The organism is Streptomyces sp. 147326, assembly GCF_045000215.1.
Lineage (GTDB): Bacteria > Actinomycetota > Actinomycetes > Streptomycetales > Streptomycetaceae > Streptomyces.
On record NZ_CP134201.1, the window covers coordinates 3,552,550 to 3,578,222 of the forward strand.

Sequence of the window (25,673 nt, forward strand, 5' to 3'; positions counted from 1 at the left end):
GCACAACAGCGGGTTAACAACGTGTCGACTCAATGCGAAAGCGCACGGGTTAACTCGCCCGCCCCGCGTCGTTCACGTGGAATCCGCATCCGGGCCACAGTGAATGCCGGGCGGCGCCCTAATGTCTCGCGGGTGCCCAAGCTCTCTGTTGTCGTGCCGTTCTACAACGTGCAGACATACGCACCGGATGCCCTCAAGAGTCTCGAACTCAACGCACGGGAGGATTTCGAGTTCCTGCTCGTCGACGACTGCTCGACGGACGGGACGCCCGGCCTGCTGGAGCGGGCGGCGAGCGAGCTGCCCGGGGCGGTGCACCTCAGACACGAGCGGAACGGCGGCCTGGCCACCGCGCGGAACACCGGCCTGGACGCGGCCCGCGGCGAGTACCTCACCTTCCTGGACGGGGACGACTGGCTGGCCCCCGGCCACCTGGCCCGCACGCTGGCCGCCATAGAGGCGCTGAGCTGCGATTTCATCCGCACCGACCATGTCCGGTGCACGGGCAGGTCGCGGAGCGTGCAGCGCGTCCCGTACGGCCCGCAGTCGGTCGTCGCCGATCCGCGCACCGCGATCCTGCCCGTCGACCGGGCCACCTCGGTGGACTACCCGTACGCCTGGGCCGGCATGTACCACCGGCGGCTGCTGGATCGCGGGGTCCTGCACTTCACGGACGGACTGCGCACGGCGGAGGACCGGCCGTGGATCTGGCGGCTGCACCGGGAGGCGGAGTCCTTCGCCGCGGTGGGCCTGCCCGGGATCTTCTACCGGCGCGGGGTCGCCACGTCCCTGACGCAGATCGGGGACGAACGGCAGCTCGATTTCATCCGCGCATTTGATCAAGTGCTGGCGGACGTCGCCGCCGACCGGGAATCCGGTCTGCTGCTCCCGAAAGCCGTCCGAACATATTGCGCGATTATCGCGCACCATTTCGGATCCATCGAAAGGTTCGAACCGGCCGTGGCCAAGAAACTCCGTTCGATGAGCGCGGCCGCGATGGGCCGCATGCCCCAGGAGGTTCTGGACCAGGTCCTGGACTCGATGGACATCGAACGCTCCACCCTGCTGCGGCGCGTGCGCGGCGGCCGCCGCACCCCGTCGGGAGCGGCCGCCTGATGCCCACCCAGATCTTCCTGGCCTCCACCCTCTACGGTGCGGCCACGCTTGCCGCGGGCATCGACGCGGGCTGCTTCCCTCCCGCCGGCCGCCGGATCCTGCTGACCAGCAATCACGCCGTCACCGCCGAGGTGACCCCGGGGGTCGCGGACATGCCGGGCTTCGCCGCCCTGCGCACCCGCTTCGACGAGGTGCTCGACTGGAACCGGGTCATCGAGCCGCAGCACCCGAGCACCTGGGCCCCGCGCGCGGAGGACGCCCCGATCTGGGAACGGCAGCTGCGCTCCCTGTGGGACCTCGGCGAGGACCGCGTCGAGCTGATCGTGGAGTCCCTGCAGGTGCCGCCGGCCCAGACCCTGTGCCGGCTCTTCCCCGGCGCCGCGGTCGACGTCTACGCCGACGGGCTGATGAGCTACGGACCCACCCGCTTCCGGCTGGACCCGCAGCTCGGGATGCGGGTGCGGCGGGTGCTCCACCTGGACCTCGTACCGGGCCTGAAGCCGCTGCTGCTGACCGAGTTCGGGGCGCGGGAGGAGCTGGTGCCGACGGAGTCCGTCCTCAAGGTCCTCGCCGAACTCGCCGAGGCCACCGGCACCGCCGAGGCCACCGCCGGCGCCGTCGAGGCTCCTGGGGCCGAGCCGCCGGCGCTCCTCCTGGGCCAGTACCTCTCGGCGCTCGACCTCATGACCCTGGCCGAGGAGGAGGAGCTCCACGTGTCGATGGTGCGGGGCGCCCACGCCCTGGGCCACAACGAGCTGGTGTTCAAACCGCATCCCGGCGCCCCGGCCGCGTACTCCCGCCGGGCCGAGGAGGAGGCCGGGCGGCTCGGCGCCCGGCTGACCGTGATCGCCGCCCCGATACTGGCCGAGACCCTCTACCAGCGGCTGCGTCCGGCACTGGTCGTCGGCTGCTTCTCCACCGGTCTGCTGACCGCCGCCACCCTGTACGGGCTCCCGGTGGCCCGGACCGGCACGGAAGCGGTCCTGGCCCGCCTGACCCCGTACCCGAACAGCAACCGGGTCCCGCTGGCCCTGGTGGACGCCCTGCTCCCGGACCTCGCCGACGCGGAGGCGGTGCGCACCTGGGCGCCCCCGACACCCGAGCAGGTCCGGGGGAAGCCGGCGGCGCTGCTGACCGCCGTCGGGTTCACCATGCAGCCGCAGATCCTGGCCGCACGCCGGCCGGCGGCCGAGGCCTACCTGGCCCGGCACCTGACCACCCGCACCTGGCGGTACTTCACCCGCCGCCGGCTCACGGCCCTGGGGCTGCCGGGCGGCATCCCGGCGCAGCTCTCGTTCCTGCCGCGCAGCCGCGCGGTGCGCCGGGCCGTACGGCGGCTGAGCCGGCTGCGCCGCGCCGTCAGCTGACGGCGAGCTTGGCCGCGAAGCCGAGGAAGAGCACGCCCGCCGCGGAGGTGGCGCCGGCCGACAGCCGCTTGCGCCGGCGGAATGCCTCCGAGAGCCGGGTGCCGCCGAAGATCAGCAGCGTCAGGTACACGAAGCTGCCGGTCTGCAGCAGAGCGCCGAGGAGCAGGAACGACAGCGCCGGGTAGGCGTAGGACGGGTCCACGAACTGCACGAAGAAGGACATCAGGAAGAGGATGGCCTTCGGGTTGAGGAGGCTGATGAGCAGCGCCCGCCGGTAGGGCCGCTCGTTGCCGCCCGGTTCGGCGGGGGCGGCGGCCGGCGCCTCCTGCCGCTCCCGGCGCGTGCGCCACAGCGCCCAGGCGCCCCGCATCATCCCCACGGCCAGCCAGGCCAGGTACCCGGCGCCGAGGAACTTGACCACGGTGAACACCAGCGGGCTCGCCCGGAGCAGTGCTCCGGCGCCCACGGCGGTGAGCACCATCAGCACGGCGTCGCCGGTGAACACCCCGGCGGCGGCCTTGTATCCGGTCCGCACCCCTCGCCGTGCGGCCACGGAGAGCACGTACAGCGAGTTCGGACCCGGCAGAAGAATGATCAGTACGAGGCCGGCGAGGTACGTCGGCAGATCGGTGACACCCAGCATGCGCAGGAGTGTCCCATGAGGACACACCTGACAGTCCAGCGGGTTTCACCATGTGGAATCCGTCGGCTCGTACGTCCCCCACACCTCCCGCAGCGCCCCGCACACCTCCCCCACCGTGGCCCTCGCCCGCAGCGCCTCCTTCATCGGATACAGCACGTTCTCCGTTCCCGCGGCCGCCTCCCGCAGGGCCGCGAGCGCCGCCGAGACCGCCGCCGGGTCCCGCTCCGCCCGCAGCCGCGCCAGCGCCGCGCACTGCCGCGCCTCGATGGCCGGGTCCACGCGCAGCGGCTCGTACGGCTCCTCCCGGTCGAGCGCGAAACGGTTGACGCCGACCACCACCCGCTCCCCGCTCTCGGTCTCCTGCGCGATGCGGTAGGCGTTCCGCTCGATCTCGCCCTTCTGGAAGCCGTTCTCGATCGCGGCCACCGCCCCGCCCTGGTCCTCGACCCGCCGCATCAGCGCGAGCGCCGCCGCCTCCAGCTCGTCCGTCATCCGCTCCACGGCGTACGACCCGGCGAACGGGTCCACGGTGTGCGGCACGTCCGTCTCGTACGCGAGGACCTGCTGGGTGCGCAGCGCGAGGCGGGCGGACTTCTCCGTCGGCAGCGCGATGGCCTCGTCGAAGGAGTTGGTGTGCAGGGACTGCGTGCCGCCCAGGACGGCGGCCAGTGCCTGCACGGCCACCCGTACGAGGTTCAGCTCGGGCTGCTGCGCGGTCAGCTGGACCCCGGCCGTCTGGGTGTGGAAGCGCAGCATCAGCGACTTCGGATCCCGCGCCCCGAACTCCTCGCGCATGACGCGGGCCCAGATCCGCCGGGCCGCGCGGAACTTCGCGACCTCCTCCAGCAGGGTGGTGCGGGAGACGAAGAAGAAGGAGAGCCGGGGCGCGAACTCGTCGACCGCCATCCCGGCGGCCAGGGCCGTACGGACGTACGCGATGCCGTCGGCGAGGGTGAAGGCCACCTCCTGCGCGGGCGAGGCCCCCGCTTCGGCCATGTGGTAGCCGGAGATGGAGATGGTGTTCCACTTGGGGATCTCGGCCCGGCAGTAGCGGAAGGTGTCGGCCGTCAGCCGGAGCGAGGGCTCGGGCGGGAAGATGTACGTCCCCCGAGCGATGTACTCCTTCAGGACGTCGTTCTGGACGGTGCCCGTCAGCTGCCCGCCCGGGATGCCCTGTTCCTCCGCGACCAGCTGATAGAGCAGCAGGAGCAGCGCGGCGGGCGCGTTGATGGTCATCGAGGTGGAGACCCGGTCGAGCGGGATCCCGTCGAACAGCGTCCGCATGTCGTCGACGGAGTCGACGGCGACCCCGACCTTGCCGACCTCTCCGTGCGCGAGCGGGGCGTCGGAGTCGTGTCCCATCTGGGTCGGCAGGTCGAAGGCGACGGAGAGTCCGGTGCCGCCGCCGGCGATGAGCTGCCGGTAGCGGGCGTTGGACTCGGCGGCCGTGCCGAAGCCGGCGTACTGCCGCATGGTCCACGGCCGACCGGTGTACATGTTCGGATAAATCCCCCTGGTGTAGGGGAAATCACCCGGTTCGCCCAGGGCGGCCGCGGGGTCCCACCCCGTCAGGTCGCCGGGCCCGTAGACGGGTTCGATCGGGAGTCCGCTCTCGGTGCGTGCCATGTGACGAAGACCTCCGTGGAGCTGCCGGGCCCGGGCTGGTACAGCCTTGCCCGCCATCTCTTCTCAAGACCGCGGACGGCTGCTGGTCACAATGGCGCAACATCCCGTGGCCCAGTGCAACTCTCCACGCGCGGCAGGCATCACCTAGATACACGACGTAGAAACCGGGGGACTGCAATGCAGCGCCAGAGATTCATAATCCGCACGCTCGGGGTTGCCACCGCCGTCGCGCTCACCGCGACCGCCTGCGGGCCGCAGAAGTCGGAGTCCGCCGGCTCCGCTTCCCCGGCTTCGTCCTCGCCCACGGCGGGCGTCTCCCCCGAAGCCTCACCGACCACCGACGACAAGCCCGGCGAGGCCTCGCCGTCGGCCTCCGCGTCGCCCTCCGCCTCGGCTTCCCCGTCGTCCTCTCCTTCGCCCTCGGTGAAGCAGATCATGGCCAACGGCGACGACAGCGACCAGGTGCGCGAGCTCCAGGCGCGTCTGCGCCAGCTCAAGCTGATGTCGGTGGCGCCGACCGGTTTCTACGGCTCGAAGACCACGGCCGCGGTCAAGTCCTTCCAGTCGAAGAACGGCCTGAACGCGACCGGTTCGGTCGACGACGCCACCTGGAAGAAGATCCAGAGCGCCAGCAAGAAGCCCACCGACGACGAGCTGCGCCCGCCGACCGTCAACGAGGTCGACGCGCCGGACCCGCGCTGCATGGAGGGCCGGGTGATGTGCATCAGCAAGGAGAGCCGCACCCTCGCCTGGATGATCGACGGCAAGGTCATCTCCACCATGGACGTGCGCTTCGGTTCGGAGAACACCCCGACCCGCGAGGGCGTCTTCAAGGTGGACCGCAAGGAGAAGGAGTGGACGTCCACGCTCTACCACACCGCCATGCCGTACTCGATGTTCTTCAGCGGCGGCCAGGCCGTGCACTACTCGGCCGACTTCGCGGCCCGCGGCTACAACGGCGCCTCGCACGGCTGTGTGAACGTCCGGGACAAGGGCAAGCTGTCGAACCTCTTCGGCCAGGTCAACGTCGGCGACAAGGTCGTCGTGTACTGGTGATGCGCGCGGCCCCACGGGCCCATGCGGAAGGCCTTCGACCGGATCCGGTCGAAGGCCTTGTTGTGGGAGGCCGAGGGACGGCCTCCGGGGGTCGAAGTAAAGGGCGCGGGCAGGGCCGGGGGAACGTGCCCCGCCCGCGCCGGTTGCGCAGAGCCCAGGGGTACGGGGGGAACCCCGGCTCATGCGCGGCCGATGACCAGTCGGCTCGATATGTACTGCGCCGCCGGTTCGAAAAGTGTTACAGGCAGCTCAGCGCATGTGTCAGAGACCGGCGCGCAGGCCCGTCGAGCCCCGCGGAACCGCCGGGTCCAGGGTCGGGGCCTTGAGCACCCCGTCCCCCAGCGGGGTGTCGTTGCGCCTGCCGCCGGAGTCCCGCTCCAGCAGCGACTTGCAGTAGTCCGGGATCCGGGTGAGCCCGTCGGCCAGGCGTGAGAGCCGCTCGCGGCGGTCGTCGTCGAGGCGGCCCGACCGGTAGTCCTGGCAGAGGTCCAGCGCCTTGATCAGGTTCTCCCGCTCGCGCCGCTCGCGGTCCTTGCCGGTGTCTCCGCCGCCGAAGGTGTCCCGGTCCGGGTCCTTGTCGCCCGTGCCGCCCGCGCCGCTCAGGTCGCCCCGGGTGTCCTTGCCCGAGCCGCCGGTCAGCGAGGTGCCCGCCGAGGTGTCCCCGCCGGTTCCGGTGCCGGGCACCGTACGTCCGTCCGTGCCCGGCGGCTGCGACGGGCCCGGGGTGAGCATCGAATTCGAGCCGTCCGGCAGCGGGGTGGGCCGCAGCTTCGGGGTGAGCGTCGGGGCTCCGCTGTCGATGCCCGGGTCCGCGTTCTCGCCGGCGGTGACGGACATCGCCGGTCCGGGTCCCGCACTGTCGTGCCGGTCGCGGTCCAGCAGCCCGGCACCCGCCGCCGCGGCGAGGCCGCCGACGGCGACGCTCGCCAGGGCGGCCGCCAGACCGAAGCTCACGGTCCGGCCGCGCCGGCGGGCGGGTGCGGGTGGGGGTGCGAAGGAGGGGACGAGACGGCCGAGATCGACCACGGGTTCGCCGGATCCGGCCGTCGCGGTCCGCTCCGACCGGTCCGCGGAGCGGCCGGCGGCGGTCCGCGCCGTACGGAAGGCGGCCACGGCCGCGGCCTCGCCGGGCAGTTCCGTTCCCGCGGGCGGCAGCGCTCCGCCGGCGCCCAGGGCTTCCAGGGCGTCGAGTGCGGCGCGCAGCCGGGCGGCCTCGACGCGGGCGCGCGGTTCGGCGCCGGCCGGGCCCACAGGTTCCGCCGGTTCGCCGCGCAGCAGTCTGTCCGCCGCGGCCTGGTCCAGCCACCTGTTGCGCTCGTCGGCCATCACATGTCCTTCTGCGTCCGCCAACGTGAATGCGTCACACCGGTTTGCTCTACGAAGCCCCCGCCTCGGCCACGCTGTGCGGGTACGGCGTCGAGATCCCTCCCGCCCCCGCCGTCCCACGGCTGGCCACCGGCATTATGGCCGACCGCCGCGGCCGGCTCCGCGCCGGTGCCCTGGTCGGGCCCGAACCCGCCCTCGGAACCCTCTTCGCCGAGCAGCTCGGCCAGCTTCTTCAGACCCCGGTGCGCCGCGGTCCGTACGGCACCGGGCCGCTTGCCGAGGGTCTCGGCCGCGCTCTTGGCGTCCAGTCCGACCACGACCCGCAGGACGACGGCCTCGGCCTGGTCCTGCGGCAGCTTCGCGATGAGGGCCATGGTCCGGCCGGTGGAGAGGGACTCCATCGCCGCGCCCGCGGTGTCGCAGTCGGCGGCCCACGCGGCCAGTTCGGTGTCGTCGCCGCCGATGGCGGGACGGCGGCCGCGCATGCGGATGTGGTCGAGGGCCCGGTTGCGGGCGATGCGGGCGGCCCAGCCGCGGAAGCGGTCGGCGTCGCCGGTGAAGGAGTCGAGGTCGCGGGCGATCTGCAGCCAGGCCTCGGAGGTCACGTCCTCCGCGTCGCCGTCCCCGACGAGCGTGCGTACGTATCCGAGCAGGCGTGGGTGCACGGCGCGGTACACAGCACGGAACGCGTTCTCGTCGCCGTCCTGTGCCGCGAGCACCGCGGCGGTCAGCTCCGCGTCGTCCCCCAGCAAAGTCCCCAACCCGTTCACTGTCCTGTACGTGTGGCGCAAATCAGCACGTTACGGCTTTCAAGTACCTCGCGTCCACGCGTGATACAACGTGCAACCAACCCTGTGCGGAGCGAGGTGTGACACAAAACGCACTCGAGGCGCTGACAGGGATACGGGCTTGTCGCACGAGTCCGTGACGGATGGCGGCCGGGGCCTCTCCTGTGGGGGGTGGCGGCCTCGGTCGCCCTCCCCCTCCCGGACCACTTCCCGGGCCTGGCTGCGGCGCTCACGTCATCCTTTCGGCTCACTTCCGGGTGAAAACCCCTGATGGGTACGACACACCCTGCCTTGCATCGCTAGCGTGGCGGTACACCCGCGCCGCGCCCAGAGGAGCCCCCCGCTGTCCAGCCACCTTCCGGGACAGGCCCGCGGCTGCTCCGATCCTTCTCACGGCTCAGGGCTGGCGCGGTTCAACGTCCTGTCCCCCGAGACCGCCCAGGCCGTCCTGCTGCAGTGCTGCGGGAGCCGCCGCTGGGCGCACCGGGTGGCCACCCACCGCCCCTACCCGGATCCGGGCGCCCTGCTCGCCGCCGCGGACGAGGCCTCGTACGACCTCTCGCAGGCCGACCTGACCGAGGCGCTGGCCGCGGAGAACTCTGCGGAGCTGGACCACGGCGCGCCGTACGCCGCCCTGCTGGCCCTCGACGCGGCGCACGCGGAGTACGAACGTAAATTCGGGCACGCCTTCGTGATCTGCCTCGCAGGGCATCCGCCCGAGGAGCAGGCGGACCAGCTGCTGGGGGCGATCCGCCGCCGGATGACGCACGAGGTGGACGAGGAGCGCTCGATCTCCGCGGACGAGCTGCGCCGCGTCGCACAGGCCCGGCTCTGGGACCTGACACGCTGGCTGACCTCCACGGATGGGCCGACTGCCACGGAAATCGGGCTATTCGCCCCTGTGGGATAGTCCGTACGTGCCTGTTTGATCACACCGATGGCCCCCGCGCAAGGGAACCGACAAAGCGTCGCTACGATGTCCGGGGCCGGAGGACCGTACCCGGCCGGGCCCGACCGACAAAGAAGCCGGCTGGCCCCCGCCCCGCTTCCGGAGGGTTTTCCGTGCCGGCTGGAACGTTGTACCGCGGCCGGGAAGGAATGTGGTCCTGGGTGGCTCATCGAGTCACCGGCGTCCTCATTTTCTTCTTCCTGTTCGTACACGTCCTCGACACCGCACTCGTCCGCGTCTCCCCCGAGGCGTACGACGACGTGGTGGCTACCTACAAGACTCCGATCGTCGCGCTGCTGGAGTACGGCCTCGTCGCCGCAATCCTGTTCCACGCGCTCAACGGTCTCCGTGTCATCGCCGTGGACTTCTGGTCCAAGGGCCCGCGCTACCAGAAGCAGATGCTCTGGTCCGTCGTGGTCATCTGGATGGCGCTGATGGTCGGGGCCCTGATCCCCGTACTGGGCCACGCCTACCTTGAACTGTTCGGGAAGTGACACGCATGTCTTCTGACACTTCTTCCGTCGACATGACCAAGGGCGTCGGCGGCGTGGAGGGCGTGTCCCTCTACGACGTCGACAACCCCGCGCCTTACATCGAGGCCCCGCGCAAGCGCACGGGCAAGACCCCGCGCTCGACCCGCGGCAACTTCGAGATGGTCGCGTGGCTCTTCATGCGCCTCTCGGGCATCGTGCTCGTCGTCCTGGTCATCGGCCACCTGCTGATCCAGCTGGTGCTCGACGGCGGCGTCTCCAAGATCGGCTTCGCCTTCGTGGCCGGCCGGTGGGCTTCCCCGTTCTGGCAGGTCTGGGACCTGCTGATGCTGTGGCTGGCCATGCTGCACGGCGCCAACGGTCTGCGTACGGTCATCAACGACTACGCGGAGCGCGCCAACACGCGGCTGTGGCTGAAGGGCCTGCTCTACACCGCCACGGTGTTCACCATCCTTCTGGGCACGCTGGTGATCTTCACCTTCGACCCGAACATCCGCTAGGCAACGGGGCTGAGGCGAAACCAATGAAGATCCACAAGTACGACACCGTCATCGTCGGCGCGGGCGGCGCGGGCATGCGCGCCGCCATCGAGTCGACGAAGCGCAGCCGCACCGCGGTGCTGACGAAGCTCTACCCGACCCGCTCCCACACGGGTGCCGCGCAGGGCGGCATGGCCGCCGCGCTGGCCAACGTGGAAGAGGACAACTGGGAGTGGCACACCTTCGACACGGTCAAGGGCGGTGACTACCTGGTCGACCAGGACGCCGCCGAGATCCTGGCGAAGGAGGCCATCGACGCGGTCCTCGACCTGGAGAAGATGGGCCTGCCGTTCAACCGCACGCCGGACGGCACCATCGACCAGCGCCGCTTCGGCGGCCACTCGCGCAACCACGGCGAGGCCCCGGTCCGCCGGTCCTGCTACGCCGCGGACCGCACCGGTCACATGATCCTCCAGACGCTGTACCAGAACTGCGTCAAGGAGGGCGTGGAGTTCTTCAACGAGTTCTACGTCCTGGACCAGCTCCTGGTCGAGGAGGACGGCGTCAAGAAGTCGGCCGGTGTGGTCGCGTACGAGCTCGCCACCGGCGAAATCCACGTGTTCCAGGCCAAGGCCGTCATCTACGCCTCCGGCGGCACCGGCAAGTTCTTCAAGGTGACCTCCAACGCGCACACCCTCACGGGTGACGGCCAGGCGGCCTGCTACCGCCGCGGCCTGCCGCTCGAGGACATGGAGTTCTTCCAGTTCCACCCGACGGGCATCTGGCGCATGGGCATCCTGCTGACGGAGGGCGCCCGCGGTGAGGGCGGCATCCTCCGCAACAAGGACGGCGAGCGCTTCATGGAGAAGTACGCGCCGGTCATGAAGGACCTCGCGTCCCGTGACGTCGTCTCGCGCTCCATCTACACCGAGATCCGTGAGGGCCGCGGCTGCGGTCCCGCCGGTGACCACGTGTACCTGGACCTGACGCACCTGCCGCCGGAGCAGCTCGACGCGAAGCTCCCGGACATCACCGAGTTCGCGCGCACCTACCTGGGCATCGAGCCGTACACGGACCCGATCCCGATCCAGCCCACCGCGCACTACGCCATGGGCGGCATCCCGACCAACGTCGAGGGTGAGGTCCTGGCGGACAACACCACCGTCGTCCCGGGCCTGTACGCGGCCGGCGAGGTCGCGTGCGTGTCGGTGCACGGCGCGAACCGCCTGGGCACCAACTCGCTGCTGGACATCAACGTCTTCGGCAAGCGCTCCGGTATCGCCGCGGCCAGGTACTCGCAGGAGAACGACTACGTCGAGCTCCCCGAGAACCCGGCGCAGCAGGTCATCGACCTCGTCGAGCACCTGCGCAACTCCACGGGCAAGGAGCGGGTCGCCGACCTGCGTCTGGAGCTCCAGGAGACGATGGACGCGTGCGTGATGGTGTTCCGTACGGAGCAGACCATCAAGACCGCGGTCGAGAAGATCGCGGAGCTGCGCGAGCGCTACAAGAACGTGTCCGTCCAGGACAAGGGCAAGCGCTTCAACACGGACCTGCTGGAGGCCATCGAGCTGGGCAACCTGCTCGACCTGGCCGAGGTCATGGCCGTGTCCGCGCTGGCGCGCAAGGAGTCCCGCGGCGGTCACTACCGCGAGGACTACCCGAACCGCGACGACGTCAACTTCATGCGCCACACCATGGCGTACCGCGAGGTCGGCGACAACGGCAAGGACTCCGTCCGGCTGGACTACAAGCCCGTCGTCGTCACCCGCTACCAGCCGATGGAGCGTAAGTACTGATGGCCACCCCCACCCTGGACAAGATGGAGGCGGCGGCCGCCGCCTCGCCGTTCATCACGGTCACCTTCCGGATCCGCCGCTTCAACCCGGAGATCTCGGAGGAGTCGACCTGGCAGGACTTCCAGGTCGAGATCGACCCGAAGGAGCGCGTGCTCGACGGTCTCCACAAGATCAAGTGGGACCTCGACGGCACGCTGACCTTCCGCCGCTCGTGCGCGCACGGCATCTGCGGCTCCGACGCGATGCGGATCAACGGCAAGAACAGGCTCGCCTGCAAGACGCTGATCAAGGACATCAACCCGGAGAAGCCGATCACCGTCGAGGCCATCAAGGGCCTCACGGTGATGAAGGACCTCGTCGTCGACATGGAGCCCTTCTTCCAGGCGTACCGCGACGTCATGCCGTTCCTGATCACCAAGGGCAACGAGCCGACGCGCGAGCGCCTGCAGTCCGCCGAGGACCGCGAGCGCTTCGACGACACCACCAAGTGCATCCTGTGCGCCGCGTGCACGTCCTCGTGCCCGGTGTTCTGGAACGACGGCCAGTACTTCGGCCCGGCGGCGATCGTCAACGCGCACCGCTTCATCTTCGACTCGCGTGACGAGGCCGGCGAGCAGCGGCTGGAGATCCTGAACGACAAGGACGGCGTGTGGCGCTGCCGCACGACCTTCAACTGCACCGATGCCTGCCCCCGCGGCATCGAGGTCACGAAGGCGATCCAGGAAGTCAAGCGCGCCCTGATCACGCGCCGCTTCTGATTTCCCGGCCCGTGCCCGTACGAGGGCCCCGCACCCGGTTCACCGGGTGCGGGGCCCTCGTCGTTCCCGCAGGCGTTCAGCGGCGGAGCTGGCTGACGATGGTCGGGTCGGTGATCTCCGTGTCCTTCGTGAGCAGCATGGCCTTGCTGAGGATCACGGCCAGCGTCCGGTCCCCCTCGAAGGGCAGGTAGCCGGTGTCGGGAGCGGTGGATCCGCCGGGGACGATGCACAGGTACTGGTCGTTCGGGGTCATCAGGACGTTCCCCGAGCCCAGGTGGATCTTGTACGTGTGCAGCTCGCCCCGCACGTGCAGGAAGCGGCCCTCGACCGTGCAGCGGTCGGCGACGGCCAGGCGCGGCACCAGCCGCTCCAGCAGCGCCCGCCGGGTCTCCGCGCTCTGGTTCAGCTCGCCGAAGCCGTACGAGGTCCAGTACTCGCGGAAGCGGCCCTGCGGCCCGCCGTCGGACCAGGTCGGGTCGTTGCCGACGCTGGCCACGCCCACGAACAGGTCGACGTCCCGGAGCACCTCGCTCAGCACCAGCGCCGGTATCCGGTCGAGCGGCAGCGGGTCGACGTGGCGGCGGCGGCCGTCCTCCGGCCACATGGCGTACCCGCCGCCGTACGTGCTCGCCCAGTTCTGCGGGGCGTCGACCGGGTAGAAGCGCACCTGGTCGGTCCGCAGCCGCAGGTAGGTCCCCGCGTCGGTGGTGTCGAGCCCGTACTCCTGCCCCTCGCCCTCGATCCAGTACTCGGCCCGCAGCCCCCACTGCGGCAGCTCGCGGGTGGCCGGCGGGGCGGAGCCGTCGACGCAGAGACGGAGCTTGTTGCGCCATCCCCGGACGGCGGCGAGCGAGTTGAACTGGTGCTGGCGCAGGATGTGCGCGGCGAAGCGGTTGGAGTACGTCCGTGTCCTGCGTTCGGCGTCGGTGAGCAGGTAGACCTCGCGGTGGGCCTGCTTGAAGGGCTGGGTCACGGCGTGCCGCTCCAGCCACTCCCGCCAGGCGACCACCTCGGCGGGCACGGCGGCGACCGGGTGCCACAGCTCGACGGTGGCGCCGCCGGTGACGGGGGCTCCCGTGAGGGTGCGCAGCGCACCGTCCGCGAAGCAGGCGGCCGTCCCGTCCACGGTCCAGATCAGCCGCCGGGCCAGGGTCCCGACCAGCGGGTGGTCGAGGTAGCGCGCACGCCACTGCCCGTACGCCCAGGTGCGCCGGGCCAGGAACTGCCGGTCCAGCCGTTCCGCCTGCGCGGACAGGGACTTGTCGATGTCCTTGACCAGGCCCTTGAGGTCCTTGAGCTCCTCGGCGTGGTCCCTGCGGACGGCGGCGGGCGCGGCCCTGACCCGCTTCCCGGTGGCGTTGCTCCAGGTCAGTGCGGCCTTGTTCCCGCGCACCTCCAGCAGCGCGATCGCCTCCCCCACGCGGAACTCGGCCTTCCCCACCTCCGTCAGCCCGTACGCGGGAACGGCCAGCTCCTCGATCTCCTCGCGGCTCAGCCCGAGGGCGGCGGCGCGCGTCTCCAGCGCCGCGTCGATGAGCTTGAGGGTGCCCTTGTACGTCACCCGGGAGCCGAGCCTGGCCAGTTCGGCGAGGGCGGCCTCACCGTCCAGCCGGGCCAGGGAGTTGACCGCCGCGTTGGCCACCTTGGGGTTGCGCGGCCCGAGTCCGGCGGCCTTGCGCAGGGAGCACTCGACGAGCACGCCGAGCGCGCGGACCGTGGCGGGGTGCGGCGGGAGGAAGGACAGCAGCCAGGCCAGGCCGCGCAGGGCGTTGGCGTTGTACGGGTCGAAGGCACTGTTGACGTCCGCTTCGTACGGAGCCCGCTCCAGCTCGAAGGTGCGGGGCCGCCCGACGAGGGCCAGCCACGGCAGCACGGCTTCGCGCACCGCGTCGCCGCCGAGGGTCCCGATGAGCGCCCGGCCGCCCTTCTCCCATGCGGCGGAAGGCTTGGCGGCGGTGGCGGTCAGCGCGTACGCGAGCAGCTCCCGCAGGCCCCCGTCCTCCATGGCCCGCTCGGCCCATTCCTCGCCGACGTTGAGCACGGGCTCGGTGAGCCGCGCGGCGAACGCGGGGAGGCTGCTGTCACGGTACGAGCTCAGCGCGCTGCGCCGGATGGTCGCGATGACGGCGGGCGAGAGCGCGTGCCCCGCGGCGAGCTCGGCGTCGGCGAGGACCTCGTGCCGGTCGGCGAACCAGTAGGAATGGGACCGGGCGAGGACGTCGAGCCGGGCGGTGCGCTCCCCGGCCAGCGGAAGACCGTCCAGACCGCGTCCGACGATCGCGATCAGGGTCAGGACCTTCTCCTGCACCCGCTCGGTGTCGGATGCCCGCCGGTAGCGGTCGGCGAGGGCCTCGACCAGCCGGCGCCGGTCGTCTTCCGGGAGCCGCTGCACCCCGTCGAGCTGCTCCATGACGGCGGGCTGGTGGAGATTCGCCGTCACGGCCCGGCGGACCAGTCCGTCCGCCAGCGCCTTGGCCTCGTGCGCCGTCGTCATCAGCCACCCACCAGGGCGACGAGCTTCAGGAAGGTGACCTCGACGCCGAGCGGAAGGACGATCTCCTCGTCCAGTTCCGTGATCTGACGGTCCCCCACCAGCACCAGGAAGCCGTTGCGCTCGAACGCCCTGAGTGCCAGCTCGGTCTGCTTCTCCGGGTCGATGCGGCGCGGCGTGCGCAGCGCGTACCCGTTCAGGGCCCGCTCGGCCTCCTCCGGCTGGACCAGCCCCCGGAAGACCTCGGGCCGCCGGGCGTGGTACTCCGCGACCTCCTGGAACACCCTGCGCCGGATCAGTTCGCGCAGCGCGAGCCGCTCCTCGGCGATCTCGAGTCCCCAGCCGTCGCCACGGCCCCCGGCGGTCGTCTCGTCGACGAAAGTCACCATTCCCATACCGCCGACCGTAGGGGCGACCACTGACAACGGGCGGGGGCGGGACCGGACGGAAGGTCAGGGGCGGGTCGGGGGCGGGTGGGGGACGTCCCTCATGGTCGGCGGATCTTGCTCACGGCAGGCTTGCGGTCATGACGAACCCCGCGAACCTCCGTACGCGCACGGCCCGTTGGATCACCCTGGCAGCCGCCGGCGCGGCCGTGGCCTCGCTCACCGTCGGCGCCCTGCCGGCCTCGGCCCAGCCGAACCCGGCTCCGGTGGCGGGCACGGGCACGATTTTCGGCCATCGTCCGGCGGTCGACGAGGAGGCCCTGGCGAAGGCGATGGCCCCCGACGGTGTCGCGACGGGGACGATGGTGCGGATCTCCGGGCCGGGCGTCCGCTGGACGAAGGCGACGGGCCCGCTCTCCCAGGACCCCGCGGCGTCCTTCCGCATCGGCAGCATGACCAAGCTGTTCACCTCCACGGTGGTGCTGCAGCTGGTCGCCGAGGGGCGGTTCACCCTGGACACCCCGGTCCGCGAGGTCCTCCCCGACACCGTTCCGGCGCACTGGAAGCCGATCACGATCGGCCAGCTGCTGAGCCACACCAGCGGCCTCGGCCTGCCCTGCGAGCCCCTCGGCGACGGCCTCGGTCTGACGCCCGAGCGGGTGGTCCGCGCCTGGACCAGCTGCGCCGCCGCACCGGAGTCCCCCGTCACCGTCCAGCAGTACAACGGCGCCAACTACTTCATCCTCGGCCTGGCGATCGAGAAGGTCACCGGCCACACCTACGCCGACGAGGTCCGGCGGCGCATCACACGCCCGCTCGGCCTGCGCCACACGTACCTCCCGCAGCCGGGGGACACGTCCGTCCCCTCTCCGTCACTGGACGCGCCGACCCCCAAGGAGCCGTGGGCGTGGGCCGAGGGCGGCATGATCTCCAACGCTCCCGACATGGAGCGCTTCATGAAGGCGCTGCTCGGCGGCCGTCTGCTGCCGCCGGCGCAGCAGCGGCGGCTGTTCGTCATGCCCCCGCTCTCCAAGTCCGCCAAGGAGCCTTACAGCGCGGGAGGGTTGGCCCCCTACACGCTGTCGGACGGCACCGAGGTGTGGGGCAAGACCGGCAGCATGGCCCAGTACTCCGGCGGGGTCTTCGGCACCGCGGACGGCCGCCGCGCGGTCACGTACTCCTTCCTGCCGACCCGGACCGCGACCAGGGCCGAGGCCATCGAACACGTCACCGGCATCGTCGAGGCAGCTCTCTGACCGGCACACGGGGAAGGGTGTCGTTGTGGAAGGATCGGCCATATGAGCGAGCAGCAGCCGAACCCGTACGCCAATGACCCCGCCGGCCAGGGCGGTCAGCCCGGCACCCCCGGCCAGGACGACTACAAGTGGGGCCCCGGCGAGGCCAGTTACGGCTACCCCCAGCCCTATCCGGCGGCCCCGGCCTACCAGCCGACCATCGGCGGCGCGGGCCTGCCGGCCCCCGGCTACCCCGCCGCCGCCCCGGTCGGCGGCGCCGCCCTGTCCCTCGGTGACATCACCATCGCCGGGGACCAGATCATCACCCCGTCGGGCCCGATGCCGCTCAAGGGCGCGATGTGGAACGCGACCGACTTCTCGCGCACCGAGGAGAAGATCCCGCCCCACGCGATCGTGTTGGCGATCGTGTTCTTCATCTTCTGCCTGCTCGGCCTGCTCTTCCTCCTGATGAAGGAGAAGACCACCACCGGCTACATCCAGGTCACGGTGACCAGCGGCGGCCGCCACCACTCCACGATGATCCCGGCGACGAACGCGGGCACCTACCAGTGGGTGATGTCTCAGGTGAACTACGCCCGGTCACTGAGCTTCTGACGGATCCGACCGGGCGGGGCGGGGCCCCGGCCGGCGGGAGCCGCCGCCCTCACGCACGCGGACGGACCTCGACGTTCTCCAGGACGCCGACGGCGTCCGGGACCAGGACGGCCGCCGAGCAGTAGGCGGTGACGAGGTACGAGATGACCGCGCGCTCGTCGATGCCCATGAAGCGGACGTTGAGCCCCGGCTCGAACTCGTCCGGCAGGCCGGTCTGGTAGAGGCCGATCACGCCTTCGTCGTCCTCGCCCGTGCGCACCGCGATGATCGAGGAGGTGTGCTGTGCGGTGAGCGGGATCTTCCCGCAGGGCAGGAGCGGCACCCCTCGCCAGGCGGGGATGCGGTGGCCGTCGACCTCGACGCCGTCGAGACCGATGCCCCGCTTGTTGCACTCCTTGCCGAAGGCGGCGATGGCCTTCGGGTGGGCGCCGCGCGGGCGGTGTACTCCCAGGTGGTGCCCTTGGCACGGGCCAGGGTGTGGCCGCCGAAGGTGTCGCCGTCGCCGAGGCGGCCGACGACGTTCTCGTCCCCGTACTTGCCCGGGCAGATCTTCTCGACCTTGCCGTGGGCGATGAGGAAGACGTGGTCGGCCTTCTTGCCGGAGTGCACGATGACCTGGCCGGGCTGGTACTCCTTCTGCACGAACTTCTCGGCCAGCGCGCCGAGCGCCAGCGGATCGTCGAAGCCGCGCAGGAGCGGCAGCTCGGTCAGCTCGGCCGGGATGACGTGGACCTTGGAGCCGTTCTTGACGAAGGTGACGCGGCCGTCGCCGAGCGTGTACGAGAGCCGCCGGGCGTGTGCACCCAGGGCCTCTCCGCTCGCTTGAACTTGTTCAAAAAAGGCCCTACAGTCAACGACGTAAGCATTTGAACGCGTTCAAGGGGGCTGGGGCAATGGACCTCACCGTGGTCACGTACGTCATCTACCTGCTCATCAGCATCGGGCTCACCGTCTGGGTGGCCCGCACGCTCAGCCGCAACGGCCGCGTCTTCATCGGCGACGTCCTCCAGGGGAACGAGAAGCTCGCGGACGCCGTCAACCAGCTGCTCGTGGTCGGCTTCTACCTCGTGAACATCGGCTTCGTGACCCTCTACCTGAGGTCGAGCGAAGAGATCGACAGCGCCCGCGGCCTCTTCGAGGCCCTCTCGGTCAAGCTCGGCGTCGTCCTGCTGGTCCTCGGGGTCATGCACCTCGGAAACGTGTGGGTCCTGAACAAGATGCGCCGCCGGGGCATCATGGAGCGCCAGCAGACCCCGCCCGTCCCCCCGCAGGGGTGGACCGCGCCGGCCGGGGCCTGAACCGTGGCCGCCACGGGAGCGATACGGAAACTGACCGTCCTGTACGACGCGAACTGTCCGCTCTGCGTGCACATCCGGCACTGGCTGCTCGCGCAGCGCCGGCTGGTCCCGCTCGCCCTGGTCCCCGCGGGCTCGTACGAGGCGCAGCGCCGGTACCCGCAGCTCGACCACGCGTCGACGCTGAAGGAGATCACCGTGATCGGGGACTCGGGGCAGGTGTGGACCGGGACCGACGCCTTCATCGTGTGCCTGTGGGCGCTGGCGGAACACCGGCCGAAGGCCAACTGGCTGGCCACCACGGCCGGCCGGCCCTTCGCCCGGGCCGCCATGTACACCGCCTCCGCCTGGCGGCAGGCGGTACGGACCGAGGGCGGGCCCGAGAGTGCGGAGGGACCGGCCTGTGACGACCAGTGCTCCGTCCCCCGATAGGCTCATACACCGTGACTGATCAGAAGGCTCCCAAGAGCGAGCAGACCCGCACGCTCATCCTCGAAACCGCGCTCCGTCTCTTCCAGGAGCGCGGCTTCGACAAGACGACGATGCGGGGTATCGCGAAGGAGGCCGGTGTCTCGGTCGGCAACGCCTACTACTACTTCGAATCGAAGGAACATCTGGTCCAGGGGTTCTACGACCGGATCGGCGCCGCCCACCAGGCAGCGGTCCGGCCCATCCTGGACAACGAGACCGATCTGCAGAAGCGGCTCGCGGGCGTACTGACCAGCTGGATGGACATCGCGGCTCCGTACCACGAGTTCGCCTCGCAGTTCTTCAAGAACGCGGCCGACCCCGAGAGTCCGCTCAGCCCGTTCTCGCCGGAATCCGAAACGGCGCGGCAGGCGGCGATCGACATCCACCGCGAGGTGCTGGCGGGGGCGAAGACCAAGGTGCCGGCCGAGCTGGCCGACGTGCTGCCGGAGCTCATGTGGCTCTCGCAGATGGGCCTGGTCCTGTACTGGGTCTTCGACCGCTCCCCGAACAGCGAGAAGACGCGGCGGCTCGCCGAGCGCGGCGCGCAGCTGACGACGCGGGGCATCGTCCTGGCCAGGTTCCGGGTGCTGCGGCCGCTGGTGCGGGAAGTGCACGAACTCTTCGCGGACTTCCTGCCGGGCATGGCCCAGACGGCCACGGCGGGGGCCCGGCGCAAGGCGTCGGACCCGGACCCCGGCTCTGAGCCGGAACCCTCGTAGGCCCGGGGCTCCGGCTCAGAGCCAGTTGAGTTCCCACAGGCGCCAGACCCCGGCCCCGGCAGAGAGGCACTGGGCACCAGTGACTGCCTCGCAGGCCATGGCGTCTTGACCGGACGACTCTCTGCCCGCCTTCTTCTGCCGGAATTCAGCTTCGGGAGCGCCGATTTGCCGCGGGGCATGGCCGGTTCGGCGGTCAGGCCTGATATGAGGCGAGTTCTACGACCGTGATGTCGGACGGTGCGCCCACCCGGACCGGGGGTCCCCAGGCGCCGGCCCCGCGGGACACGTAGAGCTGGGTGTCTCCGTAGCGCTCCAGCCCGGCGACGGTGGGGTTGGCGAGCTCGGCGAGGTAGTTGCCGGGCCAGAGCTGGCCGCCGTGGGTGTGGCCGGAGAGCTGGAGGTCGACGCCGTGGCGGACGGCGTCGTGGATGACGACGGGCTGGTGGGCGAGGAGCACGGCGGCCCGCGTCCGGTCGCGGTCACCGAGGGCCGCCTGGAAGTCGGGTCCGCTTCCCTCCAGTTCCCCCTGGATGTCGTTGACGCCGGCGAGGTCGAAGTGGGGCAGCGCGCGGCGGGCGTTCTCCAGCGGGGTCAGCCCGAGCTCGCGGACGTGGTCGATCCACTGCCGTGCACCGGAGAAGTACTCGTGGTTCCCGGTCACGAAGTACGAGCCGTGGCGGGCGGAGAGCCGGCGCAGCGGCTCCGCGGCGGGCCCGAGGTCCGGGACGCTTCCGTCGACGAGGTCGCCGACGATGGCGATGAGGTCGGGCTGGGTGCGGTTGACGGTGTCGACGATGCGCTGGGTGTGGGCGCGGCCGAGCACCGGGCCGAGGTGGACGTCGCTGACGACGGCGATGCGGAAACCGTGCGCCGCGCGCGGCAGTTTGGCCAGCGGTACCTGCACCCGCCGCACGCTCGGTCCGCGCAGGACCCCGTACGTCCCGGTCGCGACGGTGCCGACGGCCACGGCGGCGGCCGCCCCGCCGACCGCCCGCGCGACGAACCGGCGGCGGGTCAGCTCCAGGCCCATGGCGGCGGGCTCGGCGGGCTCCGCGGTGGCGGCCGCGACGGACGCCGGGGCGGGCTCGGGGGCCGGCTCGGGGGCGGGCCCCGGGCCGGCGGCCCGGGGAACGGTCTGCGGCGCGGGAGGTCCGGCGACCGCCCCGGAGGGGACCCGGTGGGCCAGACGGCGGAGCAACAGCGCGCGGATCGGCTCCGCGACCAGCATCGTCAGGGTCAGGTACAGGAGCACCGCGAGCCAGAGGTATCCCGGCCAGGCCACCGTCTGCTGCAGCCAGAAGGGGGCTCCGGCGCGACCCGTGGTCAGGGCGGCCACAGAGAGGAGGGGCAGGGCGATGGTCAAGGCCGTGCCGACGCGGCGGGTGAGGGCGCCGGGCTCCGTGGTGTCGCGGACCAGGCGGATCCAGAGCCAGCGGTGCACCAGCACCAGCAGGGCGCAGACCGCGAGCGCGACGAGCGCGAAGACGAGGATCGTCATGCCGAGGCCCCTCTGTCGCCGCCCGTGCCCGTGTCCGTGGCCGTACGTGATTCACGCAGCAGGGCTCGGACCCCGCGCAACCCGATCACACCGACCGCCGTCCCCAGGAGAAAGGACGTCACCGCGAGCGTCAGGTGCACCCAGAAGTAGGAAGTGGGATCGCCCGCCGCATCAAAGGCCTGGCCACTGCCGTTCTTCCACAGGTTCCGGACGAAAGACACCCAGATGAACCAGCTCCACACTCCGAAGGCGAGCAGGAACCAGGAGGCGGCACGGCTGAGTTTCATGCCTTCAGTATCGGATTCGTCCCCAGGACGGACGCGCCGGGGTGGGCTGTCCCGGGGGTGGTTGCACCGAATTGGCCGGTCCGCGGCGCCGGACAGCTCATCGGGAGGTACTTTCACCTGCGTGTCTGCCAAGACGACCGCGCTGACGGTCCTTTCCGCCGCGTTGCTGGCGCCCGCCCTGCTGGTGGCCCCCGCCCACGCCGCACCGACCCCGCCGGCCGACGGAAAGGGCGGGCCCGTCAAGGCGCCGCAGGCGCCCGCTCCGCCCGTGTCGATGTCGACGGTCGGCGGATCCCTGCTCGGCCAGCCGGGCACCCAGGTGAACCTGCTGCCCGGCGCGCCCGCCCTGCCCACGAACCTCACCGGGCGGTCCTGGATCGTGGCGGACGCCGAGTCGGGCGAGGTCCTGGCGGCGCACAACGCGCACTGGCGGCTTCCCCCGGCCTCCACCATGAAGATGCTCTTCGCGGACACCGTGCTGCCGGGCCTGCCCAAGGAGCAGGTCCACAAGGTCACCGAGCAGGACATGGACGGCGTGGGCCCGGGCAGCAGCCTGGTCGGGGTCAAGGAGGACCTCGAGTACTCCGTCCACGACCTGTGGCTCGGGGTGTTCCTGCGCTCGGGGAACGACGCCGTGCACGTACTTTCGGCCATGAACGGCGGCATCGACAAGACCGTCAAGGACATGCAGGCGCACGCCGAGGAGCTGCAGGCCCTCGACACGCACGTCGTGTCCCCCGACGGGTACGACGCCCCGGAACAGGTGTCGAGCGCGTACGACCTCACGCTGATCGCCCGCTCCGGGCTGCAGAAGCAGGACTTCCGGGAGTACTGCGGCACGGCGAACGCGAAGTTCCCCGGCCGGCAGGAGGCCGGCAAGCCGCGCGAGTACTTCGAGATCCAGAACACCAACCGGCTGATGACGGGTGCGGGCGGGCTCTCCCCCTACAAGGGCATCGCCGGGGTGAAGAACGGCAACACCACCATGGCCGGCTCCACCTTCACCGGTGCCGCCCAGCAGGGCTCCAAGAAGCTGCTGGTCACGGTGATGAACCCGGACGCGGGCGGCGTGAACTCCGTCTACGAGGAGACAGCGGCGCTGTTCGACTGGGGCTTCGCGGCGGCCGGCAAGGTCAAGCCGGTGGGTGAACTGGTGCCGCCGAAGAGCGCCGACACCTCCTCGCACGGCTCCCCGGCCCAGTCGCACGAGAACAACCCGTCGGCGGCCGGGCAGGGCTCGGGCGGCGTGGGCACCGCGCTGGGCGTCGCGGGCGGCGTGCTGGCCGTACTGGCGGGCGGCGCCTTCGTGGTCAACCGCCGCTGGCCCCGCGGCCGCCGCAGCCGGGGCGAGGACCTGGTGTAGGTCCGGTCCGGACCCGGACGGGCCCGGACCGGACCCTTCGCTCAGAACTGGCGCCGCTGCCCAGGCCTGCCGGGGCCGAGCCCATGATTCACCCGATCGAGTCTGCCTCGCCCCTCACCTGGGGTTTCGGGTCTTCTTCCTCATCGCGCGAGGCCGTCCAGGACGCGACGAACAGCAGCAGCTTCGCCGAGAAGTTGATCCACAGCAGCAGGGCGATCGGCACGCCGAAGGCCCCGTACATGCTCTTCGCGGCGACCTCCCGCATGTAGCCGCTGAGCAGCAGCTTCAGCAGCTCGAAGCCCGCCGCGCCGATGAGCGCCGCCTCGATCAGGCGCCGGCGCGGCGGTTCCACCCCGGGGAGCAGGGTCAGCAGGTAGAGCAGCACCAGGAAGGCGGCCACGACGCCGACGACGAAGGCGGCCGCGCGCAGGAGCGCGCCGCCCGCGCCCTCGCGCGGGATGCCCAGCCACTCGGCGGACTTCCCGACCGCCGAAGCCCCGAAGATCGAGGCGGCGGCCGAGGCCAGGCCCACCCCGCCGAGGCCGAGCAGGACGAGCCCGTCCTTGCCTTTGCGGACGATGGGGTTCCCGTCGTCCTCGTCGTCCTTGTCCCACACGGCGCGCAGGCAGTCCCGCATCGAGCCCACCCACCCGATGCCGGTGAAGAGCAGGAGGGCGCCGGCGACGAGCCCGACGGTGCCCGCGTTCGCGACGAGCCCCTCGATGTCGAGCTGGTCGGAGATGCCCGGGACCTGCTCGGAGAGGTTCTTCTCCAGCTGGTCCAGCTGCTTCTCGCTGAGCAGCGCCGCGCCCACCGCGGCGGCCACGGTGATCAGCGGGAAGAGCGCCAGGAAGCTGATGAAGGTGATCGCGGCGGCGAGCCGGGTCCAGTGCACGCGGTCGAGGCGTTCGTACGAACGCCACGCGTGCGTCCGCATGAGACGGGCCGCCAGCGGCCCGATCACCGGGAGTTTCGTCAGCCAGTCCATGGGGTCACCGTAAATGAGCGCTCGGAAATAGCCGGGATTGTCGGTTTCGGGTACTACGGTCGTCGACTGTGACTTTTTCCGAAGCGCGCCCTGCGGGTCGCCCGTTCCACACGCTGGTCCTGCGAAGGCTGAGATTCCGCGCCCGGCGCACCGCCCGGCTGACCCTGCGTCCGCTCCGTCAGGACGGCAGTGCGGTCGCCCCGGTGGCGCCCGCCGCCTCGCCCGCGGGGCAGCCCGGCTGCGTCGGCACGCCGCTCGCCCCGGTCCCGAAGGGGTACTCGCGCAGCTTGCGCCAGACCCCGTCCGAGCCCTGCTCGTAGAGCGCGAAGCCCTCGCAGAGCCACTCGGCGGCGTACTCGGAGAGGGCCGAGAACGCCAGGTCCATCGCCTCCTCGGAGATCCCGTGGGCGACGGTGACGTGGGGGTGGTACGGGAAGGCCAGCTCGCGGCTGAGCGGCCCGTGGGGGTCGCGGACCTCGCCTTGGAGGCGGGTGCAGCCCTCGGCGCCCTCGACGACCTGGACGAAGACGACCGGCGAGAGGGGGCGGAAGGTTCCCGTCCCGCCCAGCCGCATCCGGAAGGCGCGGGAGGCTGCCGCGACCCCGGCGAGGTGGGCCCGGATCGCCGGGAGCCGGTCCGCCTCCACCTCGGTCGGCGGTACGAGGGTGACGTGCGTGGGGATGCCGTGCGCGGCGGCGTCCCCGAAGCCGGCGCGCCGCTGCTGGAGCTGGCTGCCGTACGGCTCCGGGACCGCGATCGAAACGCCGAGCGTTACGGTCCCCACGTATCTCTCCTCCGCTTGTCGCTGTGGACTGCTGCCGCCCCAGTGTGGCGGCAGCACCCCCGTTCTTGCCAGGGCCCTCTGTCCGTAGTTGCGTTCGTCAGTGCTTGGCGGGCACCAGACCGAGGCGGTCGTACGCCTGCGCGAGGGTCTCGGCGGCGACCGCACGGGCCTTCTCCGCGCCCTTGGCCAGGATGGAGTCCAGCGTCTCCGGGTCGTCCAGGTACTCCTGGGTGCGCTGCTTGAACGGTGTGACGAAATCGACCATCACACCGGCCAGGTCGGTCTTCAGCGCGCCGTAGCCCTTGCCCTCGTACTTCGCCTCCAGCTCGGCGATCGTCTCGCCCGTGAGGGTGGAGTAGATCGTGAGCAGGTTGCTGACGCCGGGCTTCTTCTCGGTATCGAAGCGGATCTCGGCCTCGGTGTCGGTGACCGCGCTCTTGATCTTCTTCTCGGTGACCTTGGGCTCGTCGAGGAGGTTGATCAGGCCCTTGGGGGAGGACGCGGACTTCGACATCTTGATCGCCGGGTCCTGGAGGTCGTAGATCTTCGCGACCTCCTTGACGATGTGCGCGGCGGGCAGGGTGAAGGTCTGGCCGTAGCGCTGGTTGAAACGCTCGGCGAGGTCGCGGGTCAGCTCGATGTGCTGGCGCTGGTCCTCGCCGACGGGGACGGCGTTCGCCTGGTAGAGCAGGATGTCGGCGACCTGGAGGATCGGGTACGTGAACAGGCCGACGCTGGCGCTGTTGACGCCGCCCTTCGCGGACTTGTCCTTGAACTGGGTCATCCGGCTGGCCTCGCCGAAACCGGTGATGCAGTTCATGACCCAGCCGAGCTGCGCGTGCTCGGGCACGTGGCTCTGGATGAAGAGCGTGCAGCGCTCGGGGTCCAGGCCGGCGGCGAGCAGCTGCGCGGCGGAGAGACGGGTGTTCGCGCGGAGGTCCTTCGGATCCTGCGGCATGGTGATCGCGTGCAGGTCGACGACCATGTAGAACGCGTCGTGCGTCTCCTGCAGGGCGACGTACTGGCGAATGGCTCCGAGGTAGTTCCCGAGGTGGAACGAACCGGAGGTGGGCTGGATGCCGGAGAGCGCGCGAGGACGATCAGAAGCCATGGCTTCATTCTCTCAGGTGCGGGGGCGAGCTCGGG

Annotated in this window: 25 protein-coding genes and 1 pseudogene; 14 read left to right on the forward strand and 12 right to left on the reverse strand. The window is 70.9% G+C overall.

Annotated elements, in window-relative coordinates; genetic code table 11:
- Positions 1-132 precede the first annotated feature (132 nt).
- Together RIU97_RS15660 and RIU97_RS15665 are read left to right on the forward strand one after the other, a co-directional pair.
- Positions 133-1,113 carry a glycosyltransferase family 2 protein gene (locus tag RIU97_RS15660; RefSeq protein WP_404957244.1) on the forward strand — a complete coding sequence of 327 codons (981 nt, stop codon included), beginning with the start codon at positions 133-135 and terminating at the stop codon, positions 1,111-1,113.
- Positions 1,113-2,480, forward strand: a complete 1,368-nt coding sequence (locus RIU97_RS15665) for a polysialyltransferase family glycosyltransferase (RefSeq protein WP_404957246.1) — start codon at positions 1,113-1,115, stop codon at positions 2,478-2,480. Before RIU97_RS15660 ends, RIU97_RS15665 begins: the two co-directional genes overlap by 1 nt.
- Here the strand turns inward: RIU97_RS15665 and leuE are convergent.
- Both leuE and RIU97_RS15675 read right to left on the reverse strand, forming a co-directional pair.
- Positions 2,473-3,123, reverse strand: a complete 651-nt coding sequence (gene leuE / locus RIU97_RS15670) for a leucine efflux protein LeuE (protein ID WP_404957248.1) — start codon at positions 3,121-3,123, stop codon at positions 2,473-2,475. The genes RIU97_RS15665 and leuE overlap by 8 nt on opposite strands.
- Positions 3,124-3,168: 45 nt before the next feature.
- Positions 3,169-4,749, reverse strand: coding sequence for a methylmalonyl-CoA mutase (locus RIU97_RS15675; protein WP_404957250.1), 1,581 nt, complete (start codon positions 4,747-4,749; stop codon positions 3,169-3,171).
- Between the two features lie 177 nt (positions 4,750-4,926).
- On the opposite strand from RIU97_RS15675, the gene RIU97_RS15680 reads away from it, so the two are divergent.
- A complete protein-coding gene (locus RIU97_RS15680) occupies positions 4,927-5,805 on the forward strand; it encodes a peptidoglycan-binding protein (protein ID WP_404957252.1) in 879 nt (292 codons plus the stop codon).
- A gap of 261 nt (positions 5,806-6,066) precedes the next feature.
- On the opposite strand, the gene RIU97_RS15685 is transcribed toward RIU97_RS15680, so the two are convergent.
- Positions 6,067-7,131, reverse strand: a complete 1,065-nt coding sequence (locus RIU97_RS15685) for a hypothetical protein (protein WP_404957254.1) — start codon at positions 7,129-7,131, stop codon at positions 6,067-6,069.
- Complete coding sequence (locus RIU97_RS15690; protein ID WP_404962850.1) at positions 7,131-7,883, reverse strand: RNA polymerase sigma factor; 753 nt, start codon at positions 7,881-7,883, stop codon at positions 7,131-7,133. Before RIU97_RS15690 ends, RIU97_RS15685 begins: the two co-directional genes overlap by 1 nt.
- A gap of 340 nt (positions 7,884-8,223) precedes the next feature.
- On the opposite strand from RIU97_RS15690, the gene RIU97_RS15695 reads away from it, so the two are divergent.
- From RIU97_RS15695 to RIU97_RS15715, 5 genes are all read left to right on the forward strand, one after another.
- Positions 8,224-8,829, forward strand: coding sequence for a 2-oxo-4-hydroxy-4-carboxy-5-ureidoimidazoline decarboxylase (locus tag RIU97_RS15695; protein ID WP_404957256.1), 606 nt, complete (start codon positions 8,224-8,226; stop codon positions 8,827-8,829).
- Positions 8,830-8,981: 152 nt separating this feature from the next.
- Positions 8,982-9,362: a succinate dehydrogenase, cytochrome b556 subunit gene (gene sdhC / locus RIU97_RS15700; RefSeq protein WP_404957258.1), complete on the forward strand. Its 381-nt coding sequence runs from the start codon at positions 8,982-8,984 to the stop codon at positions 9,360-9,362.
- Between the two features lie 5 nt (positions 9,363-9,367).
- Positions 9,368-9,859 carry a succinate dehydrogenase hydrophobic membrane anchor subunit gene (locus RIU97_RS15705; protein ID WP_361757804.1) on the forward strand — a complete coding sequence of 164 codons (492 nt, stop codon included), beginning with the start codon at positions 9,368-9,370 and terminating at the stop codon, positions 9,857-9,859.
- 23 nt (positions 9,860-9,882) lie between these two features.
- Positions 9,883-11,637 carry a succinate dehydrogenase flavoprotein subunit gene (gene sdhA / locus RIU97_RS15710; RefSeq protein WP_404957260.1) on the forward strand — a complete coding sequence of 585 codons (1,755 nt, stop codon included), beginning with the start codon at positions 9,883-9,885 and terminating at the stop codon, positions 11,635-11,637.
- Positions 11,637-12,395, forward strand: a complete 759-nt coding sequence (locus RIU97_RS15715; RefSeq protein ID WP_389123214.1) for a succinate dehydrogenase iron-sulfur subunit — start codon at positions 11,637-11,639, stop codon at positions 12,393-12,395. Before sdhA ends, RIU97_RS15715 begins: the two co-directional genes overlap by 1 nt.
- A 76-nt stretch (positions 12,396-12,471) precedes the next feature.
- Here the strand turns inward: RIU97_RS15715 and RIU97_RS15720 are convergent, their stop codons facing one another.
- Positions 12,472-14,889, reverse strand: a complete 2,418-nt coding sequence (locus tag RIU97_RS15720) for a DUF4132 domain-containing protein (protein WP_404957263.1) — start codon at positions 14,887-14,889, stop codon at positions 12,472-12,474.
- Positions 14,889-15,281, reverse strand: coding sequence for a hypothetical protein (locus RIU97_RS15725; protein WP_404957265.1), 393 nt, complete (start codon positions 15,279-15,281; stop codon positions 14,889-14,891). Before RIU97_RS15725 ends, RIU97_RS15720 begins: the two co-directional genes overlap by 1 nt.
- A gap of 131 nt (positions 15,282-15,412) precedes the next feature.
- Between RIU97_RS15725 and RIU97_RS15730 the strand changes: the two genes are divergently transcribed.
- A complete protein-coding gene (locus tag RIU97_RS15730; protein ID WP_404957267.1) occupies positions 15,413-16,528 on the forward strand; it encodes a serine hydrolase domain-containing protein in 1,116 nt (371 codons plus the stop codon).
- A gap of 42 nt (positions 16,529-16,570) precedes the next feature.
- On the forward strand, positions 16,571-17,122 hold the full coding sequence (locus tag RIU97_RS15735; protein ID WP_404957269.1) for a hypothetical protein: 552 nt from the start codon (positions 16,571-16,573) through the stop codon (positions 17,120-17,122).
- A 49-nt stretch (positions 17,123-17,171) separates the two neighbouring features.
- Here RIU97_RS15735 and RIU97_RS15740 read toward each other — a convergent pair.
- Positions 17,172-17,914 (reverse strand): annotated as a pseudogene (locus tag RIU97_RS15740) (cyclic nucleotide-binding domain-containing protein); the annotation flags it as partial.
- A gap of 101 nt (positions 17,915-18,015) precedes the next feature.
- Between RIU97_RS15740 and RIU97_RS15745 the strand changes: the two are divergent.
- From RIU97_RS15745 to RIU97_RS15755, 3 genes are read left to right on the forward strand one after another with little or no spacing between them, the layout of a single operon-like run.
- Positions 18,016-18,420, forward strand: coding sequence for a hypothetical protein (locus tag RIU97_RS15745; protein ID WP_319725769.1), 405 nt, complete (start codon positions 18,016-18,018; stop codon positions 18,418-18,420).
- Positions 18,421-18,423: 3 nt separating this feature from the next.
- Positions 18,424-18,849, forward strand: a complete 426-nt coding sequence (locus tag RIU97_RS15750) for a thiol-disulfide oxidoreductase DCC family protein (RefSeq protein ID WP_404957272.1) — start codon at positions 18,424-18,426, stop codon at positions 18,847-18,849.
- A gap of 11 nt (positions 18,850-18,860) precedes the next feature.
- Entirely contained in the window at positions 18,861-19,607 is a 747-nt protein-coding gene (locus RIU97_RS15755; protein WP_404957274.1) for a TetR family transcriptional regulator, read from the forward strand.
- Positions 19,608-19,800: 193 nt separating this feature from the next.
- On the opposite strand, the gene RIU97_RS15760 is transcribed toward RIU97_RS15755, so the two are convergent.
- Both RIU97_RS15760 and RIU97_RS15765 read right to left on the reverse strand, forming a co-directional pair.
- On the reverse strand, positions 19,801-21,105 hold the full coding sequence (locus tag RIU97_RS15760) for a metallophosphoesterase (RefSeq protein ID WP_404957276.1): 1,305 nt from the start codon (positions 21,103-21,105) through the stop codon (positions 19,801-19,803).
- Positions 21,102-21,392 (reverse strand): SCO4848 family membrane protein, encoded by a 291-nt coding sequence (locus RIU97_RS15765; protein ID WP_404957278.1) that lies wholly within the window; start codon positions 21,390-21,392, stop codon positions 21,102-21,104. Before RIU97_RS15765 ends, RIU97_RS15760 begins: the two co-directional genes overlap by 4 nt.
- A gap of 142 nt (positions 21,393-21,534) precedes the next feature.
- Between RIU97_RS15765 and RIU97_RS15770 the strand changes: the two genes are divergently transcribed.
- The gene (locus tag RIU97_RS15770) at positions 21,535-22,755 is read left to right on the forward strand and encodes a D-alanyl-D-alanine carboxypeptidase family protein (RefSeq protein WP_404962851.1); all 1,221 of its coding nucleotides are present in this window, start codon (positions 21,535-21,537) and stop codon (positions 22,753-22,755) included.
- A gap of 88 nt (positions 22,756-22,843) precedes the next feature.
- Here RIU97_RS15770 and RIU97_RS15775 read toward each other — a convergent pair whose 3' ends face one another.
- From RIU97_RS15775 to trpS, 3 genes are all read right to left on the reverse strand, one after another.
- Positions 22,844-23,743 (reverse strand): YihY/virulence factor BrkB family protein, encoded by a 900-nt coding sequence (locus RIU97_RS15775; protein WP_404957280.1) that lies wholly within the window; start codon positions 23,741-23,743, stop codon positions 22,844-22,846.
- Positions 23,744-23,921: 178 nt separating this feature from the next.
- Positions 23,922-24,527 carry a 2'-5' RNA ligase family protein gene (locus RIU97_RS15780; RefSeq protein ID WP_404957282.1) on the reverse strand — a complete coding sequence of 202 codons (606 nt, stop codon included), beginning with the start codon at positions 24,525-24,527 and terminating at the stop codon, positions 23,922-23,924.
- A gap of 97 nt (positions 24,528-24,624) precedes the next feature.
- Positions 24,625-25,638: a tryptophan--tRNA ligase gene (gene trpS / locus RIU97_RS15785; protein WP_404957284.1), complete on the reverse strand. Its 1,014-nt coding sequence runs from the start codon at positions 25,636-25,638 to the stop codon at positions 24,625-24,627.
- Positions 25,639-25,673 lie beyond the last annotated feature (35 nt).

Coding starts and splice junctions, on each gene's coding strand:
- RIU97_RS15760 (WP_404957276.1), bottom strand. CDS start 21,105: ATGACGATCCTCGTCTTCGCGCTCGTCGCGCTCGCGGTCTGCGCCCTG.
- RIU97_RS15745 (WP_319725769.1), top strand. CDS start 18,016: ATGGACCTCACCGTGGTCACGTACGTCATCTACCTGCTCATCAGCATC.
- RIU97_RS15765 (WP_404957278.1), bottom strand. CDS start 21,392: ATGAAACTCAGCCGTGCCGCCTCCTGGTTCCTGCTCGCCTTCGGAGTG.
- RIU97_RS15775 (WP_404957280.1), bottom strand. CDS start 23,743: ATGGACTGGCTGACGAAACTCCCGGTGATCGGGCCGCTGGCGGCCCGT.
- trpS (WP_404957284.1), bottom strand. CDS start 25,638: ATGGCTTCTGATCGTCCTCGCGCGCTCTCCGGCATCCAGCCCACCTCC.
- RIU97_RS15725 (WP_404957265.1), bottom strand. CDS start 15,281: ATGGGAATGGTGACTTTCGTCGACGAGACGACCGCCGGGGGCCGTGGC.
- RIU97_RS15685 (WP_404957254.1), bottom strand. CDS start 7,131: ATGGCCGACGAGCGCAACAGGTGGCTGGACCAGGCCGCGGCGGACAGA.
- RIU97_RS15735 (WP_404957269.1), top strand. CDS start 16,571: ATGAGCGAGCAGCAGCCGAACCCGTACGCCAATGACCCCGCCGGCCAG.
- RIU97_RS15715 (WP_389123214.1), top strand. CDS start 11,637: ATGGCCACCCCCACCCTGGACAAGATGGAGGCGGCGGCCGCCGCCTCG.
- RIU97_RS15665 (WP_404957246.1), top strand. CDS start 1,113: ATGCCCACCCAGATCTTCCTGGCCTCCACCCTCTACGGTGCGGCCACG.
- RIU97_RS15675 (WP_404957250.1), bottom strand. CDS start 4,749: ATGGCACGCACCGAGAGCGGACTCCCGATCGAACCCGTCTACGGGCCC.
- sdhA (WP_404957260.1), top strand. CDS start 9,883: ATGAAGATCCACAAGTACGACACCGTCATCGTCGGCGCGGGCGGCGCG.
- leuE (WP_404957248.1), bottom strand. CDS start 3,123: ATGCTGGGTGTCACCGATCTGCCGACGTACCTCGCCGGCCTCGTACTG.
- RIU97_RS15680 (WP_404957252.1), top strand. CDS start 4,927: ATGCAGCGCCAGAGATTCATAATCCGCACGCTCGGGGTTGCCACCGCC.
- RIU97_RS15705 (WP_361757804.1), top strand. CDS start 9,368: ATGTCTTCTGACACTTCTTCCGTCGACATGACCAAGGGCGTCGGCGGC.
- RIU97_RS15730 (WP_404957267.1), top strand. CDS start 15,413: ATGACGAACCCCGCGAACCTCCGTACGCGCACGGCCCGTTGGATCACC.
- RIU97_RS15720 (WP_404957263.1), bottom strand. CDS start 14,889: ATGACGACGGCGCACGAGGCCAAGGCGCTGGCGGACGGACTGGTCCGC.